Source organism: Capsulimonas sp., assembly GCF_039929585.1.
GTDB lineage: Bacteria > Armatimonadota > Armatimonadia > Armatimonadales > Capsulimonadaceae > Capsulimonas.
The window spans coordinates 18,483-35,566 of record NZ_JBDSQY010000228.1 but is presented as its reverse complement, the minus strand read 5'-3'; the positions used below and the strand labels follow the sequence as shown (position 1 = coordinate 35,566).

The following is a 17,084-nucleotide window of genomic DNA, read 5'->3' as shown; positions in this document are numbered from 1 at the left end:
GCCTAGCGGCCAAATCGGCCGCTAGGCGCCCAATATTGTTTTGAAGCTGGCTATTTCGCGATCGTGGCGGTGAGGAACTGCTTGAGTGCGATCTCGGTTCCCCAGGAACCGCCGTGCTCACTGCTGATCTTAACCATTCCATCCGCCGTAGCGGTTCGCGCCCAATCACGCTGCAGCTCACATAGGACACCGATCCAGCTCACGGGCTGCGCTCCTGCCTGATAGACTCTTTGCAGCGCTGCTTCGTGGGCCGTGACGGATGTGCCGGCGACTGCGTCGGCGACAGCGAATACTTCAAACCCTTCGCGAAGAGCGTCCAGCGCGGGAAACGCCAGGCACACTTCCGTCCAAAGGGCTCCCATTATGAGCTTCTTGCGGCCGGTAGCCCGCACGGCGGCAACGAAGTCGCTATCCTCCCAAGCATTAATGCTGGTCCGGTCGATCCCGGTCACGCCGGGCAATGCGTCCCGGAGCGCGGGGACGGTGTCGGGGTTCGCGCCGCTCGCGACGCCGACTGTCGACAGCACGACAGGAAGGCCGAAGAGTTTCGCCGTTTTCGCGAGCGCCACGACATTGGCGAGCAGAAGACCACTGTCCATGGAACGAACGGTGTTGAACTGAGGCGCCTGATAGTCGATGAGAACGAGCGCCGCGTTTTCCGAGGTGAGCAATGCGTCCGTGATCGGATCTCGCTGAATTTGACTTGCCATGTGTTTCTCCTGATTGAAAGTGGTGAGAGCGCCGTGCGCTTACATACGGTGCTTGTTCATGTGGGGCGGGGCATGAGGGGATTTCACAAAACTAACTCCAGAGGGACCATAACCCGTGATCTCGACGATCACGGGGCCATGCGTCATAGCGAAGTGGTTTGCGTGGGCCGGTTCGGCGTAGACGCTGCCGGCGGGCAGACGTTTGACTTTGCCGGCGTCGAACTTGGAGCCATATCCAAAGTACCAAGTCCCTGAAATGACCGTCGCGATACGATCGTCTGGATGAGAATGAGCGGCGATCCGCGCATGGGGGCCGACTTTCAGAAGGATTGTGTAAAGCCCCTTCTGAGATGGATCGCCCCGGAGGACGACTTCCTGGACAAGCGGATTGCGTGACGAGCCGGTTTGGGACGGCAAGCGTGAGTGCGCCGCTTTCACTTCCGCCGGATTCAAGCGCAATTGGCCTGCGGATGATGGGGATTGCGCGGATGCGCTCAGCGATGGAAATACGAGGGAGAGCAGCGCGATCATTGGCGACAGCCAAGTGGCGCGTCGTTTGTGGGGTGGTGTCAGCATCTAAGTCCTCCTGATCTTGAAGTTCTGAAGCGAACCTATTATCACAGGTGAACCATTATGGCGGCGTTAGATCTGGCTCTTGTTCTTTCTCCGCGAGCCGCTTTGCGGGCAAAGCGGCTCACGTGTCATCGCGAATTGAGGTGATGGGGATTCAGGATAAGGGCGTTTCTAACTTCCCAGAGCGCGCACGACAAGCGCCAGGGCGTCCGCCGGCAGGTCAAGTTTGAGGGCGGCCTCATGGCCGGCGTCGGACATCTTTTTCCATGTCTTACGCACGATATCGATCACCTTCTCGTCGTCATGTTTGACGGCGAAGTCGGCGAAGTAATCCTGGAGGAAGACGAGGCAGATGACGTCTTCGAGCGTTTTCATCTCGGGGTCGCCGTTTAGGTTTTCTTTACGAAGAAGGCTTTGGACGCGCGCGATGACATCGCCGTCATAGTTGACTTCCTGGAGAACGGCCCCGGCGATTTCGGCGTGGCGTTTCTTGAGGTCGGTGCGCCATCGGAGGTAGCCGGTGCGATCCATGGGATAGTCGGAGCGGGGACTGGCCCAGCGCTGGATGTGCTGGCTGCGCGCGGCGAGCTGCAGCGCGGCGGAGGCGTTCGGAGCGAATTTCTCCAATTGCCGCGTCATACGCTGTGCATAGAGAAGCTCGCGCGGATGGGCTGCGCCGTCGACAATGTCGTGATTCGGATCTTCGGCGTTTATGGCGTCGAAGCGCTCGAACGCGGCCTGTAGGCGTTCGTTTTCGGTCATAATATCTCTCCCGGCGTTCTTATTCCGCGTCCGGCGGGCGCTCTCCTGCTTGGAGCGCTGCGCCGGACGCGAATGCCAATAGAGATTATTTGGTTCCGGAGTCGATATCGTAGACGATCGTGACGTCCGCCGTGACGACAATCTCCTGTGGAACGATCGGCGTGGTCTCGGCCGCATCCGACGCCCCGGCGCGCATGTTGAACATGACCGGCTGATAAGTCGGCGCGCCGCCCTCGTCCAGACTGATCAAGCGGCCCAGGCTGACGCCGGAAGCGCCCGCCATCAGGTCGGCTTTGCTGCGGGCGTTGGCGACCGCCGCGACGAGCGCGGCGCCCTCGGCCTTTTTGCGGTCCGAGAGATCGAAGGCCAGGCCGTTGACGTCGGTCGCGCCCGCCTTGGTCGCCTGATCAATGATGACGCCGCCCTTGGTCAGATCACGGATCGTGACCTGGATCGAGTTGCTGACCTGGTACCCCGTGAGGGGCGCCGGAGACTTTTTGTAGTCGTATTGCGGCTGGACCGTGTAATACTGGGTCTGAATGTCTTTGTCGGTGACGCCGCCGGCGTGCAGCGCCGCCAAAACGGCTTTGACGCGCGCGGCGTTTGAGCTTACGGCGTCCGCCTGATTGCGGGAAATCGTCGTGACGCCCAGGGTGGCGCGGAGAACATCCGGCTTAACCTTCGTTTCGGCGTGGCCATGCGATGTGATGCCTTCGCTCTGCATCACGAGACGATCGACGCTGCGAATAGGGGCCGCCGACGCCGGTGTCAGCGATCCCAGGCCAGCCGTAAAGACCGACGCCGCGACCAATGTCGCGGAAATATATGAAACTCGCACTCGTTTCTCCTTCAGTGTTCCGAAAAATGGTCTTGCATTTGATGAGACGCTGGAACGAACGGTTTGGTTCCCAGGTTCATTAAGATACGGCATTGTACCCAGCGCTTCGATTATTCCGGCAGCAAATCCGCAAAGACGAAGCCGTCACGCTCCACGATTTCACCCAATGTCGCGGCGACTGGATGATGGAACATCGGGCCGTCGAACGCGAACGAATGGAACTCGCCGGACTCGCCGCATGGATCCACATCGGCTGGGAGAGCGGAGAGAAAATCGCCGTCGAACATTCGGCCTGCGTAATCGGCGGGCAGGCGGCGGGGATCGACGCAGGTAAGACGGGCTTTCAGCCCAGCGGCGATCATCTCCTCGGCGAGCGCGTGCGTTGGCCGGCCCCAGATTGGAAAGACCGGGATCAAGCCCGTCTCGGTCAGGGAGCTTTCCCGGTAAGCGCGCACGTCTTCCAGATAAAGGTCACCGAAGGCGATGTGGGTGATATTCCATTCGTCGCGCGCCCTTTGCAGCGCCCGCGCCATGGCCGCCTCGTAATCGGCGTTGGAGCATGGCCAGGGGATCGGAACGATCAGGAGCGGCAGACCGGCCGCCTCCGCTTGCGCTTCCAGCAGCGTCCGGCGCACGGCGTGCATGGCGACACGGTCGAACTCGGCGTTGATCGTGGTGAGAAGCCCTGCGATCTCGTATTCCTGAGACTGCTGAAGCGTATAAAGACACCAGGCGGCGTCCTTGCCGCTGCTCCAGGAGAGCAGAAGACGGGGCCTGGCGGCGGGCGGCGCGGGGATGGTCATTCGTCGAGGCTCCTTCGTGGGTGAGAACAGATTGTATCGGAGCGAGTGTCACTATGTCAACATTGATTTTGAGAGATAGAGCTTTGGGAGAGAAGAGAAGAATGCTGCATTTGTCCGATGTCGAGACCGCCGCGGCCGTGGTGCGTCCGGTCATCCATCACACTCCGCTGATGACCTGCCGTACGATCGAAGAGCGCCTCGCGGATGGCGTTTCCCTGCGGCTCAAAGCCGAGAACTTTCAGCGGACCGGGGCGTTTAAAATTCGGGGCGCTTATTACCGAATGTCGCAGCTGACGGACGCTGAGAAGCGATGCGGCGTGGCGGCGGTCAGCGCCGGAAATCACGCGCAGGGTGTGGCCCTCGCGGCGCAGTTGCTGGGAATTCAGGCGACGATCTTTATGCCCGAGACGGCCAGCATCGCCAAGATGAAAGCGACCGAAGGCTACGGCGCCGAAGTCGTTCTCGCGGGCAAGAACTTCGACGAATCGGCGATCGCGTGTCATCGATATGTCGCCGAGAACGATGCGGTCTACATCTCCCCCTATGACGACGACGGCGTAATCGCAGGGCAGGGGACGCTGGGACTGGAGCTGCTTCAGGACATGCCTAATGTCGAAACAGTGATGATTCCCATCGGTGGCGGCGGCTTGTTCGCGGGGGTTGCGATGGCGATCAAGGAAAGCCGACCACACGTGCGTATTATCGGAGTTCAGGCTGAAGGCGCCGATACGGCGGCGCGCTCGTTCCACGCTGGACATCTTCTGCCGCGTGAAGAACCCGTCAGCACGATCTGCGACGGCATTGCGGTCAAGTCGCCAGCAGCGCGGACCTTCCAGTACATTCAGAAATACGCTGACGATGTGGTGACCGTCTCAGACTTCGCCGTCGCGGAGGCGATGCTGCTTCTGGTGGAGAGGGCGAAGCTGGTGGTGGAGCCGAGTGGCGCGGCGGGGCTTGCGGCGCTGCTCGCCGGCAAGGCCGACGCGCGCGGTGAAACGGCGGTAATCCTCTGCGGCGGCAATATCGATGCGCTGCGGCTGGCGGATATCGCCCAGCGAGAGATGCTCCGCGCGGACCGTTACCTGCATCTATTCACGGCCTGTGACGACCGCCCGGGATCGCTCGCGCGTCTGCTCGAAGTGGTCGCCACCGAGCGCGGAAATGTCATTACCGTCAGCCACAATCGGCTGAGCCCGCATATCGCTTTGGGTAAAACCCGCATCGAGCTGCTGATCGAAGTGCGAGACCGCAGTCATCGTGAGCAGATTCTGACGGCGCTGCGCGGTGATGGTTACCCCGTGGAAACCCTGCTGTAGCCAGCTGGCGTTTTGGATGAAGCGCGGCGTTGATTATTGATTCTCGACGCCCATCACGCGATAGCCGTTTTTTTCCCGGATCAATCGGTACAGGGCGTGAACTTCCTTGCCGTTTACGCCCGTCAGCGACAGCTCCATGGCGATCATCTGTCCGTTCTTGCTCGCAAAAGCACTCTTGTACTCCACGCTCTTCGAATTGCTGAACTCGGGATAATTTTGACGGATGATGGTGCGGAACATGTCTGGCGATCGGAATTGACTGCGGAGCATGACGCTTTGAAAGGCCATGGCTTTATTGTAGTCGTCTTTCTTGAAGGCGTCCAGCTGTCCTCCGATGCAGGCAATTGCATCTGCCCGCTCCTTGGGAAGCGCCATGCGCCAGTTGCGCGGGCCTCCCATATGGTCGTCGTGGAAGTCACGGTTCGCTTCTCCCTTGAGCCTTGGTGGATGCTTGACCTGGAAGTGTCGCAAAACGACGCCGCCGCTGATTAGCATCATGGCGATAAAGGCCCCCGCCGCGATGGTTCTTGGTTTCATATATTACCTCGCGCGTGGGGAGGATGATTGGCGATGCTGAGTTCTCGATACCCGTCATTTTCCAGGATCAGAAGAAAATCCCGGTTGTAGACTTTGCCGTCTTTATCGATGATGCTGGTTTGCAGGGTGACCATTCGTCCGCCGCTGTCAGCGTAGGCTCGCCCATACTTCACGGATTTCTGATGTGCGAACTCTGGATGCGCTTTAAGGGTCGCTTGACGGTATTTCTCAACCTGGCGGTATTCGCCTCTGGCGAATGCGCCTTGATATTGTTGAGCGGCGGCGTAATCATCCCGCTGGAACGCTCCCATCAGCCCTTGAACGCAATGGATGGCTGCAGTCCGTTCGGGCTCGGTCGCATGACGACCGAGGGGTTTTGACGACCATGACATGGCGGCGCCGCCGCCGGGCGAGCCCGCAACGCCCTGGCCACCGATACTGCCGCTCCTATTTGCCGTTGCGCTTACTGGGGATCGCTGCGCCTGTCGGTATCTCAGCGTCGCCCCCCCGCAGATCAGCGCCACGGCAATAAAAACTCCCACAGCAATGGTTCGCGAGTTCATCACAATCTTTCACTGCGCCTTTCGCATACGCCCGTCTCCTTGACATTTCGTTTCCTGCGCCTTCTTTTCCTGCGCGCTTGGGCATATTTTTACGGCGGCTTTCATATTGGAAGCTTACTTGCTCAGGAAATGTTCTTGCTAGGATGGTCTCGGTCGGCTTGACATTCGTGACGAGCGCCCAGTATAATAATCCCATCGCGTCCAGTCACGGGCGATTAGCTTAGTGGTAGAGCGCCTCGTTCACATCGAGGAGGTCGGGGGTTCGAATCCCTCATCGCCCACCAAGATCACTTCTGCGGGGTATGATCACCGTGATTCATACCCGCATGGTCAAAGCTCCCGTAATCAACCCCTCATTCTCGCAGGCTTCAGTGTTCGGCTGTTCCATTTCAATCTTGGAAGGACCAGCGTTCGATGAAACTGCACGACGCCATCTCAGACTATCTCAACTACATTTCTGTCGAAAAAGGACACGCTAAATCCACGTGTAAATCATACACGGCATGGTTACGCCATTTCGAGAAGTGGCTTACGGAAAACGGCTATCCTGATGCCGATCTTGCCGCGTTCGACATAGCAGTGCTGCGTCGATATCTGTATACACTCAGTGGCCGTGGATGTCGCCCACGAACTATTCGGGGAGCTTTCGCTCCAATCAAGGCGTTAGGAAACTTCCTTTTAACCAACGGCGCAATTGACGCAAATCCATCGAACGCATTGACAATGCCAAAGAGAGACGCCGCCCAGCGGCTCACCGTTTCCACGGAGGAGGTTGGGCGGCTCCTCCAAGCGGTTGAGCGCATCAGAAACCCGCGTAAAAAAGCGCTGAATCGAGCGATCCTTTCTGTCTTAGTCTATTCTGGGGTGCGCGCTCAAGAACTTCTCGATTTGGAAGTGGGCCACGTCAATATCGCCAACAAAACACTGCTTGTCGCGTCGGGCAAGGGTAGCAAGTCACGTCAGCTTCATCCGCCTGCGGAATGCTTGTCAGCTTTATCCGAGTGGCTTGCATTGCGCGAGCCCGACTGCAAAGTTCCGTTTCTATTTGTATATGATCGCGGTCGCCGCATTGGCTACCAAACGCTGTGCCAAACGCTGGAGGACATTAAAGCTCTTGCCGACCTCTCTGGGCAGCCGAATATCAAGTGCCATAGCTTGCGTCACGCATTCGCCACAAGAATGATGGAGAACGGCGCGCCAATCAAGGCTATCCAATCCGCCATGGGTCACAGTTTGACCGAGACGACGTTTCGTTATCTCCATCATGCGGAAGTCCAGAACAAGCTGATGTCAGAATATGCTTCCTTGAATATTGCAACGGCGCAAGATGTTGCGGAAACGCCCAAAGCCGCGACGCGGCGATCTGATTTCATAAAGCGCAGGCGGGATGGTAACTCGTAGACCGATCTCGAACTGCTGACGGCGCAGTGCATCTTATTGCCTCGGAGTATCCGCGTAATGCGGATACTCCGAAGAACTTTAGAAGAGCACAAGTCTCAGAGCGACTATTCAATCGGCAAAGTCGCCCCCTCGAAACCACCGCACTCTCCACCATCCTCCAGATACTGCGGCCGAAACGGCCCAACGATCCCCTCCGTCAACATGGGGATCGGCGCGCCCGACCCGTTTTCAGCCAGCCGCTTGACGCGGCGCACATCGGGATGGCTGGCGGCGATCCGCTCCGCCCAGGCACTGGCATGGTTGTTGATAATGCTTTTAGCGGCGGCGACTTCCTGTGCGGTTCCGTGGTAAATGACGGTTTCGTTGGTAAATCCGCGCGGGGAGATTTTGATGTAGGTTGACATATCGATCCTTCTTGGCGGCTTAGGCCGCTGGCTTTGATATCTTGTATTCGTGCCTTTTTGCCAAAACCGCACAAGATTTTTTGATCAAGAAAAAATTATTTTTGAGATGGCGGCGCAAGTGGGAATCTTATTCGGGCGGTAAGAGCAGAGCGACTATGGAGAATACGGATCGAGTGTGCAGGAACAGAGTGATGCGCTCGCCATGAGGCCGAGGTATTCTAAGAAAATGTCTATTCAGTACAAGAATAACGCCTATCATGAAGCGGGGCACGCCGTGGTGGCTCACTTAGTCGGCCTAGACTGCGTGCAGGTCGCGATCCAAGTGCGAAATGGATACTGCGCTTTCATCGAACCCCCTGATCTTTACCTGCGGCTTCGAAGTCGAGATCAGGGCGCAACGTCGTGGGCGAAAGCGAAAGCTGTGATGTTGGCTGGAGGCGTGGAGGCGGAATCGGTTCTGCTGAGAGCCAGACACATTGTCGGTAATCAAGATGATCGAGGCCAGATTGCTTCTTTGCTCGCTGACATCAACCCCGCCCCAGAAATCGATGCTCCGTCGCATGAATGGTCATTGTGGCAGAGGAAAGATCAAGAGATGCGGCGGCGCATTAGACGCAGAGCGAGGCGTCTTGTCGTCTTTGCCTCTGCAGCGATTTCCACGCTCGCCGAACACTTGATGGAGAAGCGAACTATCGTTGGCTCGGAAGTGATCGAACTCATAGAGCCGCTGCTTCCTGCGCACCAGGACTGGTCAATGGTCGGCTGGTTGGATTGTTCCAGTGGCATATTGCATCAAGGATCAGTCGCTCAGAGAATCTCATGATTTTTCCGATTTTTGACACCCGATAATAAGCATATAAAGTATCGTGAGTAACCGCAACCCGATGGCGCCAACTACGGCGACGGATCAACTCCGTGGCGGACCCCGTTCACTTCGCGAGTTTCAATTCCGCCGTCCCCCGAACTGGGTATCATATGTAGAACGCAGAGGCGTGATAATCAAAGGACAAATCATCATGGCATTTTCAGCAGTCAGCAAAAAATCAGGCACAGAATACTTCCTCCATGCCCGCACCGCCGCGAACGGCAAGACAAAGCTCTACTTCTTCGGCAAAGAAGTGAAGGATGGTGCAGTCGATGCGCTGCCCGATGGATATGAGATTTCGGAGAACGCGCTCACGGGATTGCCGATCTTGAAGAAGGCTGTGGCAGGGTAGGGATGGATGTCTGCGTGATGCGCAGGCGATCAGTGTCGTGGCGGCGCGGGCGAAATGTCCGTGCCGTCTTTTTGATTCTTCCTATCTTGGCAAGATATGCCGCCGTGAAGCTGTCTTCGTGAATGGCGAGTTTTGGTGCTCATCACAGATTGCAGTTCAAGAATTCACAGTTCAGACATTCGGGTACAATCGATAATATGGCGGCACAGACGAAATTCACAGTGTGGCTTACGAGATGCGGATGACAGAACTGGAGCAACTACAAGACGAATTAGCGCGTCTGCGTCAGGATCATCATGCGTTTATCGATGATGCCTCCGATTTACTAGCCCGACTTGATCGTGGAGGACGATTTCTCTATGCCAATGGTACCTGGCTCCGAACGACAGAAGCTTCCGCCGCCAATGTACTGAGGAAGACGATGCGAGAGCTAGGAGTGCTGTCAGATCAAAACTTGTCTTTGTGGGAGCAAGCTGTTTCATCCGCCTTCAGTGTAGGGCGCGAAACGCACATTCACTTTGAACTTTCCAGTCCCAGTCGCGGTGTTGGCTTCTTCAAAGCGATTTTTCGACCTGAGATCGGCCCTTCAGGTGTTGCAGACGGCGTAATTGTTGTTATCCATGATCTCACCGAACGCAGAAACACTGAAGACAATTTTCGCGTCAGCGAAGATCGACTGCGGCTGGCGCTGGAGGCTGCGGAAATCGGCACATGGCACTGGGACATTCCCGCGAACCAGCAGACGTGGTCGGAGAAATGCAAAGTTCTCTTCGGTTTGCCGCCAAACGTCCCCGTGAGTTATGAGACTTACCGCGCGCGGCTGCACCCTGACGACAGTAAACTGGCGCGCTTACGTGTTGAGCGTGCGATTGAGCTGGGCGAGCCCGTGGAAAGCGAATATCGCGTCGTGTGGCCTGATGGGTCCATACACTGGATTTTCGCCAAAGGTCATCCCTTCTACGACGCGCAAGGACGGCCAGCACGCTTTGAGGGAATTATCCAGAGCATTGATGCCCGCAAGCAAGCTGAACATGCTGCGATGGAAGCGGCGGATCGAAATCGCCGCTTTCTGCAAGACGTGCTGCTTTCCGTCACTGATGGTAAACTGCATCTATGTCATTCTTCCGACGAACTTCCCCTACGTCTCACGCCCTGTTCTGATTCAATTGTGCTATCGACATCCGAAGGTCTTTCAGATATCCGTCATCGAGCTCAGGAAGTCGCTCTGAGTCAGGATTTTTCCGCCGAAGGTTGTTATGACCTTATCACTGCCGCGAGTGAAGCGGCCATGAATGCAATTGTTCATGCTGGGGGCGGAGAGGGCGTTGTGTGCAGTGACGGAGACAAAATCCAGGTTTGGGTGAAGGATAGCGGGAAAGGCATCGACATGGCGCACTTACCACATGCCACGCTGAAGATGGGATATACTACGGCGGGAACGCTGGGGCATGGCATGAAGCTGATGTTGTCTACCGCCGACCATATTTGGCTGCTGACGACACCATCGGGAACGACGGTGGTAATTGAGAAAGATCGCCTTGCGAAGGAACCTGATTGGTTTTAAGATGTATTTGTAACACGACTATCATTAGCGATTCTCTTTTTTCAGTTAAAGCCGTCTTTAATGCCAGGCGTTTATCATTATGCTAATCTGAACGACGATTTGCAATACATGAACCATGGGTATAATTATCGCTAGGTATGATCTTATCATACAGTAACTGAGGTTTCCATGCCACGCGCCAATTTGCTTCTTCACGAGGCAATGACCTACATTCTCAATATCGGCGACAGTATTCGAGACCCATTATTGATTCTAGATACCAATCTTCGAGTAGTGTCGGCGAATCGATCCTTTTACAAAACTTTTCGATCAACGGCGGATGAAACTGAGAATCAACAGCTTTCCGACCTCGGGAACGGGCAATGGAATATTCCTGAACTTATCTCGCTCCTTACAGAAATCCTCCCAAAAAAGAATTCCTTCGACGACTTCGAGATATCCCACGATTTTCCAAAGATCGGGCGTCGTGATATGCTGATCAATGCCCGAAAGCTGTTCGGTGCAGGTAACCGCGCTGATCTTCTCGTTCTCGCCATAGAAGATGTCACTGAACGTAAGCAGGCGCTGGAAGCGCTCGCTGTCTCAGAAACGAGATATCGCCGTTTGTTTGAAGCGGCTCGCGACGGCATCTTGATCCTTGATAGCGAGGATGGAAAGATCACCGACGCCAATCCTTTCATGACGGAACTGCTGGGTTATTCCCGTGAGGAATTTATCGGCAAAGAACTCTGGGAGATCGGCCTCCTCAAAGATGAAGCAGCAAGCAGGCATGCTTTTCAGGAATTGAAGCAGCACGGCTACATTCGCTACGAGGATATACCGCTCGAAAGCCAGGGCGCCACGGAGCGTGAAGTGGAGTTTGTGAGTAATATTTATCAGGAAGGGAATTCCTCGGTCATTCAGTGTAATATTCGTGATATCACGGAACGAAAGATGCTGGAGGCAAAGCTCGCCGCCGATCAAAAGCAGGACAAGAAGATCGCGGCTGATTTACAGCGCACTATCCTCTTCCAACCATCCGAAGACGCATTTTCTGGTCTGGCCGTTCAAACGGTTTATTCCATGGCATCGGATGAAGCGCTGGTCGGTGGAGACTTCTGGGATACGTTTGCCTTTGATAACGGGCATGTTGCTCTGGTTTGCGGCGACATCATGGGGCACGGTCTTTCGTCCGCCGTTTTTTCTAGCGAGATCAAATACATCCTGCGAGGCTACACTCGGGAACACGAACAGCCATCACGCATTTTACATGAGATAAATCATTATCTTTCGCAAAGCAATCGCTTGTTTTTGAACGGGATAAATACCGAAGGCGGCGATATGCCAGTGTGTCTGTCACTGGCGATCATAGAACGTGAAACAGGGATAGGTACGCTTGCGGTTGCGGCGATGGAGTGGCCGCTCTTGGTTCGCGCCGATGGCGCCACGGAGGTCTTAAAAGCGTCAGGGATGCCGCTGGGTATCCATATCGGTCAGGAGGCGGTTTACAACCAGGTGGACTTCAAGCTTGCAAAAGGAGATACGCTCGTGATGACCACGGATGGAATTACCGAAGCCCGTCATGGGAAGAAGTTCCTGGGCGATGACGGCCTGGCGCGGTTGGCAGTGAAGAATCACGGGGCGTCGCTGAAAGCAATGGCAGAGGCAATTCTCAACGGCGCGGTTGAGTTTGCGCACGGAGAATTGCGTGACGATGCTTGCCTGGTTCTTGTGCGGAAAACGTGAGATCATTCTTGCAGGAAAAACTTTGAGAACTGTTTAGCTTTGAATTTCTTCAGCGCAAACCGACATGATTTTGGGGGCGATGGCGGAAAGCGGCAGGATGAAATCCACATCGCCTGTCATTGCGGCGCTGCATGGCATGCGTGGAAAATCGCTGCTTTCTTCATCTTGAGCAATCGTGACGCCGCCATTGGATTTAATCTCCTGTATTCCCTCGGCTCCATCACAGTTGTTACCTGTGAGGACTACACCGATGACGCGGCTGCCGATTCTACTGGCCAAGCTCTGAAATAATACATCCACAGATGGCCGAGCAAAATGAATTTTCGGGCCGATAGAGAACGTGATGGCGCCATCGTGGGAAAGGATGAGGTGCTTGCCTGGTGGAGCAATGAACACGGTGTTTGCTGCCAGTCGGTCATTTTCCTCTGCTTCTCTGACGCAAAGGCGCGTGTGGCGGCTTAAGATTCTCGCCAATAAGCATTTCCTATGGGGACTTGTGTGTTGAACAATAATGATCGCTGCGGGAAGGTTGGAAGGTAAGGCCGATAAAATCACGCTGATCGCTTGAAGCCCGCCTGCGGAAGCACCGATACCAACCACATAATGCTGAGCGGAAGCATGGGGAAAGAATGATGTGTGATCGGTTGAAACAATTGGACTTACTTGAGCCATCATATGATCATTCTTCCGCCTGAACATCCATGAACTTGTGAAACTGACTTAATTTAAACACTCGTTCAGGCTGAGAATATGGCTGAACAATAATCCGTAGTTTACCGCCAATAGCCTCCACTTTGCGCAAGTGGAGAAGAAGAGCTAGACCTGCGCTGTCGATAAAGTCAACCTTGCTGAGATCAACAATGACGACATCTGGTTGAGTATCAGCCACGGCCTCTACGATGCTCGCCTGGACCGTTGGCGCAGAGAAGAGATCGAGATCGCCCTCAATACCGAAACGCATCACTCGCCCATCGCCTAAACGGTGTTGGACAACATTAGTCTCTTGCATAACTGTGGAAGCCCTTGAATGGTTGAGTTTCTCAGAGCATACCCAATTATTGGACTTGTCGGCCCACCCGCATGAACGATGGCATTCATTCCTGTTTCGCTGGCCGCTGTGACCAGATCATGCCGCCCTTTCTTCTGTGCGCCCTGTTCGCTCGGTCACTTCCCAAATTCTTTGTCGTAAATTTGTGCAATTCCGAGTTCAGATTGTGTAAATGCGTCTGCGCGTCGTGCAGCTTGGTGATATCTATGACAAAAAACATAAAGCCAAGCACGTTATCTACAGTGTCCGTTTCTGGACTGAGGATAGTACGGACGAAGCATCGTCCTCAGATGGCGTAATCCATCAGAATGTCGTAACTCACCGTATTTCCAGCAAGCGTATCTTCCAAATGGGAGCGAATAGTGAGATACGCGGCCTCGCCAATCACGTCCTGGATTCGCTTTCCTTGCAGATCAGGAGGCTGAAGGCCAAACCACTTCTTGTACGTTTGATTGTTGAATCGATAGCGGCCATCGGCACCGACATAAGCTATCAGCAATGGGTTGTTGTTTGCAATAAGCAGTAAACGCTCTCTGGAGATTTCGACCTCATCGGAGCCATGAGATTCTGATTCATCAGTGTCGTACATCGTGCTTCCTTGCAAATACCCTACTGGTATTTATACCGTGAAATCGACGTGTATTTTGTGTGCTTATCTCACAGCATAAAGCGCTAATTGCGTCGCGCCAGCAAAACCGCAACGTCGTCACGGAATGAACCATTAGCAAAAGCACTAGCCTTGGCGACCAGCGTTTCAGCTTGAGATTGAACATCAATGTTCATGGGCAGTTCTGTCACAAGCCGCAATAATCCATCAGTCCCGAGTAGATCGCGACGATCTTGTCCCGCCTCGCTGATGCCATCCGTGTAGAGGAGAAGAGCATCACCTGATGACAATGTGAATTGTTGTTCACCATATTCCACATGCGCCGCAACACCCAGCGGTGGCCCCGTGGTTCCTGTGGCTTCCACCCTTCCGTCTGCTCGCTGAATCAATGCAGGTTCGTGTTCGCATGAACAAAATGTAATCGTTCCTGTGGCGACATCGTAGACACCGACCCAGGCAGTGACGAAACCAATGAGCAGATCATGGGCAGTGACGATGGAGTTAAGTGCTGTGGCGGCTTGAGCGGGGGCACGGTAAAGGTAGAGTGTCGTGCGCAGGCTATTGCGGATCAGGGCGAGCTGCTGGGCAGCGGCAAGACCCTTCCCAGATACATCGCCGATCACGATGGCATACAGTTCTTTATCGATAGCAAAGACATCCATGAAGTCGCCGCCAACCGACGCCTCATCGAGTGCGGGCCGCGTGAAGCTACCGATGGATAGACCAGGGACATGCGCGGGAACCGCTGGCTGCAGGGCCTCCTGAAGATGCTGAGCAATCGCATGTTCTTTGCGGCTGACGCGGGCTGTTTCCAACGCCGTTCGCGTCAGTGTCGCGGCTTGTTCGATCAGCGCGATTTCATGCGCCGTCCAGATGCGTGGCTCATCCATGGAAGCCCACAGCGCGGCTACCAATTGCCCATCGTCGAAGAAAGGCACCGCCAACAGCGCGCGATTTTGGGAAGAGAGCATCCCCTGGGCGATGGCTGGGGACAGCACCGCGTGTACATCGGGAATAACCGCCGTTTCGCCACTTGCGAACAGTTCCGTGAGCATCTCCTTGAAGTCCGAGAGGCGGTAGTCGCCAGCAAGAGAGGCAAGGTCGCGTCGGTGGTAATCACGCCCCGCATGGGCGGTGTCATGAGGCGCATCGTAGGTAAGATAGAAGCAGCGGGACACGCCCAGCGCTTCCCCGACCAGTGTTGCCGCCTGTTCCTGAATCGCGTCGGGGACGAGTTCGCTGCGAATGGCTAGGCCGATACGTCCGATAAGCGCTTCTTCTTTCAGACGTGCTTGCTGCTCGGTAAGTAAACGCGCCGTTTCCACAGCGGATCGAGTCTGGGCCGCGACCGCCTCCACAAGTCTGATCTCTTCATCTGTCCACTTACGCGGCTCGTCGGCCATCGCCGCAGAAAGGGTGGCAACTAGTCGCCCCTCCTCGAAAATTGGTACGGCGATAGCGGATCGCAATCGAAGCTGGCGAAGGGCTGTAAGAAGCACCTCGGGAAAAGCCCACTGCTCGTCCATCGCATCGGTGACCACGAGAGCCTGCTCATTGGGATAATAGTCTTCTGGGTTTACCTCGAAGTCTGAAATTCGATAGCGGCCCGCCACGGATGGTAGATCGGCGTGATGGTAGTCCTGGCCGACCCAGTTCAAGTCCGCCGCAAGATCGAAGAGTGAAAAATAACATCGATCAGCGCCGAGCGCCTCGCCAAGTGCGCGCACCGCCACTTGCTGGATTTCTTCAGGGTTCGTGGTGGCGCGGATCGCCTGCAAGATGCGGCTTAGCAGCGCCTGATGCTCGGCTCGCGTTCGCAGTTCAAATTCGACTTTCTTCCGTGAAGAAATGTCGATGGTGATCCCATCAAAACGGATGGGAGTTTGATCTGCCGCATAGTGGAAGCGCCCGATTGCATTGATCCAACGTATCTGTCCTTCCTGGCTGATGGTGCGATATTCCACGTTATAATCGACGTGGCCAGCCATGGCGCGCTCGATGGCGACGCGAGTTGGCTCACGGTCATCGGGATGAAGGATCAAGTAGAACAGCGCAAAGTCGATATCCGCGTCAGGCGGCAGAAAGAAATGGCGCTTGCACGTTTCATTCCAAACGATCTTGTCCAGCGGCAAGTCGCAATAGAACGTCCCAAGTTGGGCCGCGCTGACCGCGAACGCCAAATCGTCTTGGCTTTGCCGCAGCTCTTCTTCGGTTCTTCTCAGATCGGCGATATCCAGAAGAATGCCTTCCATACGGTATGGAGCACCTTGGCTGTCATAGTAACACTGGCCGCGCGATATTTGCCAATGCACGCTTCCGTCAGACCAGACGGCGCGGTACGCGACATCGTATCTCTCGCCGCTTTTCACGGCGTCCGTGATCGCCTGCTGTGTTCGCTCCCGATCATTGGGATGGATCGCGTCCATGAACATTTCGTAGGTGGGGGTATCGACCGTGGGCAAGCCCAGGAGATCGCGCGTTGTATCCGACCAGAACAGCTCGTTCTTGACGATGTCCCAGCGCCAAGTCCCAATTTGAGCGCCCTCCACAAAAAGCTGCTGGCGTTTCTCGCTGTCTTGCCGTTCGTTCTCCAGATGCTTACGTGTGGAGATGTCCACAATCACGGCGATCAAATAAAGCGGGGTGTTTGTGGTTGTATCGCGTTCGAGGGAGGCTGATACATTAGTCCAAAGAATGCCGCCGTCTTTCCGTAGATATCGCTTCTCCAACGAGCAGGACTCGATTTCGCCCGCCCATAGTTGTCGAGACAGGTCGATATCTTTGGGAATGTCTTCGGAATGCGTAATCTGCTGATCGTTGAGCCTGAGCAGTTCGTCATGCTCGTATCCCAGCATGACACAGAAACATCGATTTACGGCGCGCCACGAGCCGTCAGGGGCGATGTAGGCGAGACCGATCTGAGCCGTATCAAGGAAAGATTCCCATTGATATTGCGTAGAGGTGTTCCTCATTGAGGGGCCACAGCGCGATCTACAACTTGATTGTCTGTGTTTGA

At 55.4% G+C, this 17,084-nt stretch carries 18 protein-coding genes and 1 tRNA gene; 7 read left to right on the top strand and 12 right to left on the bottom strand.

All coding sequences use genetic code 11. The annotated features are described in order from the left end of the window. Positions 1-50: 50 nt before the first annotated feature. The 5 genes from ABIZ35_RS17145 to ABIZ35_RS17125 form a co-directional block, all read right to left on the bottom strand. On the bottom strand, positions 51-710 hold the full coding sequence (locus ABIZ35_RS17145) for a hydrolase (protein ID WP_348221128.1): 660 nt from the start codon (positions 708-710) through the stop codon (positions 51-53). A gap of 39 nt (positions 711-749) precedes the next feature. Further along, a complete protein-coding gene (locus ABIZ35_RS17140; RefSeq protein ID WP_348221127.1) occupies positions 750-1,286 on the bottom strand; it encodes a cupin domain-containing protein in 537 nt (178 codons plus the stop codon). Between the two features lie 168 nt (positions 1,287-1,454). Beyond that, entirely contained in the window at positions 1,455-2,045 is a 591-nt protein-coding gene (locus ABIZ35_RS17135) for a DUF4202 domain-containing protein (protein ID WP_348221126.1), read from the bottom strand. Positions 2,046-2,130: 85 nt separating this feature from the next. Then, positions 2,131-2,883 (bottom strand): SIMPL domain-containing protein, encoded by a 753-nt coding sequence (locus tag ABIZ35_RS17130; RefSeq protein ID WP_348221125.1) that lies wholly within the window; start codon positions 2,881-2,883, stop codon positions 2,131-2,133. Between the two features lie 110 nt (positions 2,884-2,993). Continuing rightward, positions 2,994-3,686, bottom strand: coding sequence for an ATP-binding protein (locus ABIZ35_RS17125; protein ID WP_348221124.1), 693 nt, complete (start codon positions 3,684-3,686; stop codon positions 2,994-2,996). Between the two features lie 101 nt (positions 3,687-3,787). On the opposite strand from ABIZ35_RS17125, the gene ilvA reads away from it, so the two are divergent. Continuing rightward, positions 3,788-5,002: a threonine ammonia-lyase gene (gene ilvA, locus ABIZ35_RS17120; protein WP_348221123.1), complete on the top strand. Its 1,215-nt coding sequence runs from the start codon at positions 3,788-3,790 to the stop codon at positions 5,000-5,002. Positions 5,003-5,035: 33 nt separating this feature from the next. On the opposite strand, the gene ABIZ35_RS17115 is transcribed toward ilvA, so the two are convergent. Next, entirely contained in the window at positions 5,036-5,539 is a 504-nt protein-coding gene (locus ABIZ35_RS17115) for a DUF4864 domain-containing protein (RefSeq protein ID WP_348221122.1), read from the bottom strand. Then, on the bottom strand, positions 5,536-6,102 hold the full coding sequence (locus ABIZ35_RS17110; RefSeq protein ID WP_348221121.1) for a DUF4864 domain-containing protein: 567 nt from the start codon (positions 6,100-6,102) through the stop codon (positions 5,536-5,538). The genes ABIZ35_RS17115 and ABIZ35_RS17110 overlap by 4 nt, the downstream gene beginning before the upstream one ends. 209 nt (positions 6,103-6,311) lie before the next feature. Between ABIZ35_RS17110 and ABIZ35_RS17105 the strand changes: the two genes are divergently transcribed. Both ABIZ35_RS17105 and ABIZ35_RS17100 read left to right on the top strand, forming a co-directional pair. Further along, positions 6,312-6,386 (top strand) — tRNA-Val (locus ABIZ35_RS17105). A gap of 130 nt (positions 6,387-6,516) precedes the next feature. Then, the gene (locus ABIZ35_RS17100) at positions 6,517-7,503 is read left to right on the top strand and encodes a tyrosine-type recombinase/integrase (RefSeq protein WP_348221120.1); all 987 of its coding nucleotides are present in this window, start codon (positions 6,517-6,519) and stop codon (positions 7,501-7,503) included. Between the two features lie 104 nt (positions 7,504-7,607). On the opposite strand, the gene ABIZ35_RS17095 is transcribed toward ABIZ35_RS17100, so the two are convergent. Continuing rightward, positions 7,608-7,907, bottom strand: coding sequence for a hypothetical protein (locus ABIZ35_RS17095; protein WP_348221119.1), 300 nt, complete (start codon positions 7,905-7,907; stop codon positions 7,608-7,610). Between the two features lie 226 nt (positions 7,908-8,133). Here ABIZ35_RS17095 and ABIZ35_RS17090 point away from each other — a divergent pair, with 226 nt between their 5' ends. From ABIZ35_RS17090 to ABIZ35_RS17075, 4 genes are all read left to right on the top strand, one after another. Next, positions 8,134-8,730, top strand: coding sequence for a hypothetical protein (locus ABIZ35_RS17090; protein WP_348221118.1), 597 nt, complete (start codon positions 8,134-8,136; stop codon positions 8,728-8,730). A gap of 193 nt (positions 8,731-8,923) precedes the next feature. Beyond that, positions 8,924-9,124, top strand: coding sequence for a hypothetical protein (locus ABIZ35_RS17085; protein WP_348221117.1), 201 nt, complete (start codon positions 8,924-8,926; stop codon positions 9,122-9,124). A 241-nt stretch (positions 9,125-9,365) separates the two neighbouring features. Then, complete coding sequence (locus ABIZ35_RS17080; protein WP_348221116.1) at positions 9,366-10,688, top strand: PAS domain-containing protein; 1,323 nt, start codon at positions 9,366-9,368, stop codon at positions 10,686-10,688. A 168-nt stretch (positions 10,689-10,856) separates the two neighbouring features. Beyond that, positions 10,857-12,413: a SpoIIE family protein phosphatase gene (locus ABIZ35_RS17075; protein WP_348221115.1), complete on the top strand. Its 1,557-nt coding sequence runs from the start codon at positions 10,857-10,859 to the stop codon at positions 12,411-12,413. Positions 12,414-12,446: 33 nt separating this feature from the next. On the opposite strand, the gene ABIZ35_RS17070 is transcribed toward ABIZ35_RS17075, so the two are convergent. The 4 genes from ABIZ35_RS17070 to ABIZ35_RS17055 all read right to left on the bottom strand — a co-directional run bounded on the left by ABIZ35_RS17070 (position 12,447) and on the right by ABIZ35_RS17055 (position 17,040). Continuing rightward, positions 12,447-13,088, bottom strand: a complete 642-nt coding sequence (locus ABIZ35_RS17070; protein WP_348221114.1) for a chemotaxis protein CheB — start codon at positions 13,086-13,088, stop codon at positions 12,447-12,449. Positions 13,089-13,092: 4 nt separating this feature from the next. Beyond that, the gene (locus ABIZ35_RS17065) at positions 13,093-13,422 is read right to left on the bottom strand and encodes an STAS domain-containing protein (RefSeq protein ID WP_348221113.1); all 330 of its coding nucleotides are present in this window, start codon (positions 13,420-13,422) and stop codon (positions 13,093-13,095) included. Between the two features lie 325 nt (positions 13,423-13,747). Beyond that, on the bottom strand, positions 13,748-14,050 hold the full coding sequence (locus ABIZ35_RS17060) for a PAS domain-containing protein (RefSeq protein WP_348221112.1): 303 nt from the start codon (positions 14,048-14,050) through the stop codon (positions 13,748-13,750). A gap of 83 nt (positions 14,051-14,133) precedes the next feature. Then, complete coding sequence (locus ABIZ35_RS17055) at positions 14,134-17,040, bottom strand: SpoIIE family protein phosphatase (protein WP_348221111.1); 2,907 nt, start codon at positions 17,038-17,040, stop codon at positions 14,134-14,136. Positions 17,041-17,084: the final 44 nt, after the last annotated feature.

Coding starts and splice junctions, on each gene's coding strand:
- ABIZ35_RS17145 (WP_348221128.1), bottom strand. CDS start 710: ATGGCAAGTCAAATTCAGCGAGATCCGATCACGGACGCATTGCTCACC.
- ABIZ35_RS17140 (WP_348221127.1), bottom strand. CDS start 1,286: ATGCTGACACCACCCCACAAACGACGCGCCACTTGGCTGTCGCCAATG.
- ABIZ35_RS17135 (WP_348221126.1), bottom strand. CDS start 2,045: ATGACCGAAAACGAACGCCTACAGGCCGCGTTCGAGCGCTTCGACGCC.
- ABIZ35_RS17125 (WP_348221124.1), bottom strand. CDS start 3,686: ATGACCATCCCCGCGCCGCCCGCCGCCAGGCCCCGTCTTCTGCTCTCC.
- ilvA (WP_348221123.1), top strand. CDS start 3,788: ATGCTGCATTTGTCCGATGTCGAGACCGCCGCGGCCGTGGTGCGTCCG.
- ABIZ35_RS17115 (WP_348221122.1), bottom strand. CDS start 5,539: ATGAAACCAAGAACCATCGCGGCGGGGGCCTTTATCGCCATGATGCTA.
- ABIZ35_RS17110 (WP_348221121.1), bottom strand. CDS start 6,102: ATGAACTCGCGAACCATTGCTGTGGGAGTTTTTATTGCCGTGGCGCTG.
- ABIZ35_RS17100 (WP_348221120.1), top strand. CDS start 6,517: ATGAAACTGCACGACGCCATCTCAGACTATCTCAACTACATTTCTGTC.
- ABIZ35_RS17095 (WP_348221119.1), bottom strand. CDS start 7,907: ATGTCAACCTACATCAAAATCTCCCCGCGCGGATTTACCAACGAAACC.
- ABIZ35_RS17090 (WP_348221118.1), top strand. CDS start 8,134: ATGTCTATTCAGTACAAGAATAACGCCTATCATGAAGCGGGGCACGCC.
- ABIZ35_RS17085 (WP_348221117.1), top strand. CDS start 8,924: ATGGCATTTTCAGCAGTCAGCAAAAAATCAGGCACAGAATACTTCCTC.
- ABIZ35_RS17080 (WP_348221116.1), top strand. CDS start 9,366: ATGACAGAACTGGAGCAACTACAAGACGAATTAGCGCGTCTGCGTCAG.
- ABIZ35_RS17075 (WP_348221115.1), top strand. CDS start 10,857: ATGCCACGCGCCAATTTGCTTCTTCACGAGGCAATGACCTACATTCTC.
- ABIZ35_RS17070 (WP_348221114.1), bottom strand. CDS start 13,088: ATGATGGCTCAAGTAAGTCCAATTGTTTCAACCGATCACACATCATTC.
- ABIZ35_RS17065 (WP_348221113.1), bottom strand. CDS start 13,422: ATGCAAGAGACTAATGTTGTCCAACACCGTTTAGGCGATGGGCGAGTG.
- ABIZ35_RS17060 (WP_348221112.1), bottom strand. CDS start 14,050: ATGTACGACACTGATGAATCAGAATCTCATGGCTCCGATGAGGTCGAA.
- ABIZ35_RS17055 (WP_348221111.1), bottom strand. CDS start 17,040: ATGAGGAACACCTCTACGCAATATCAATGGGAATCTTTCCTTGATACG.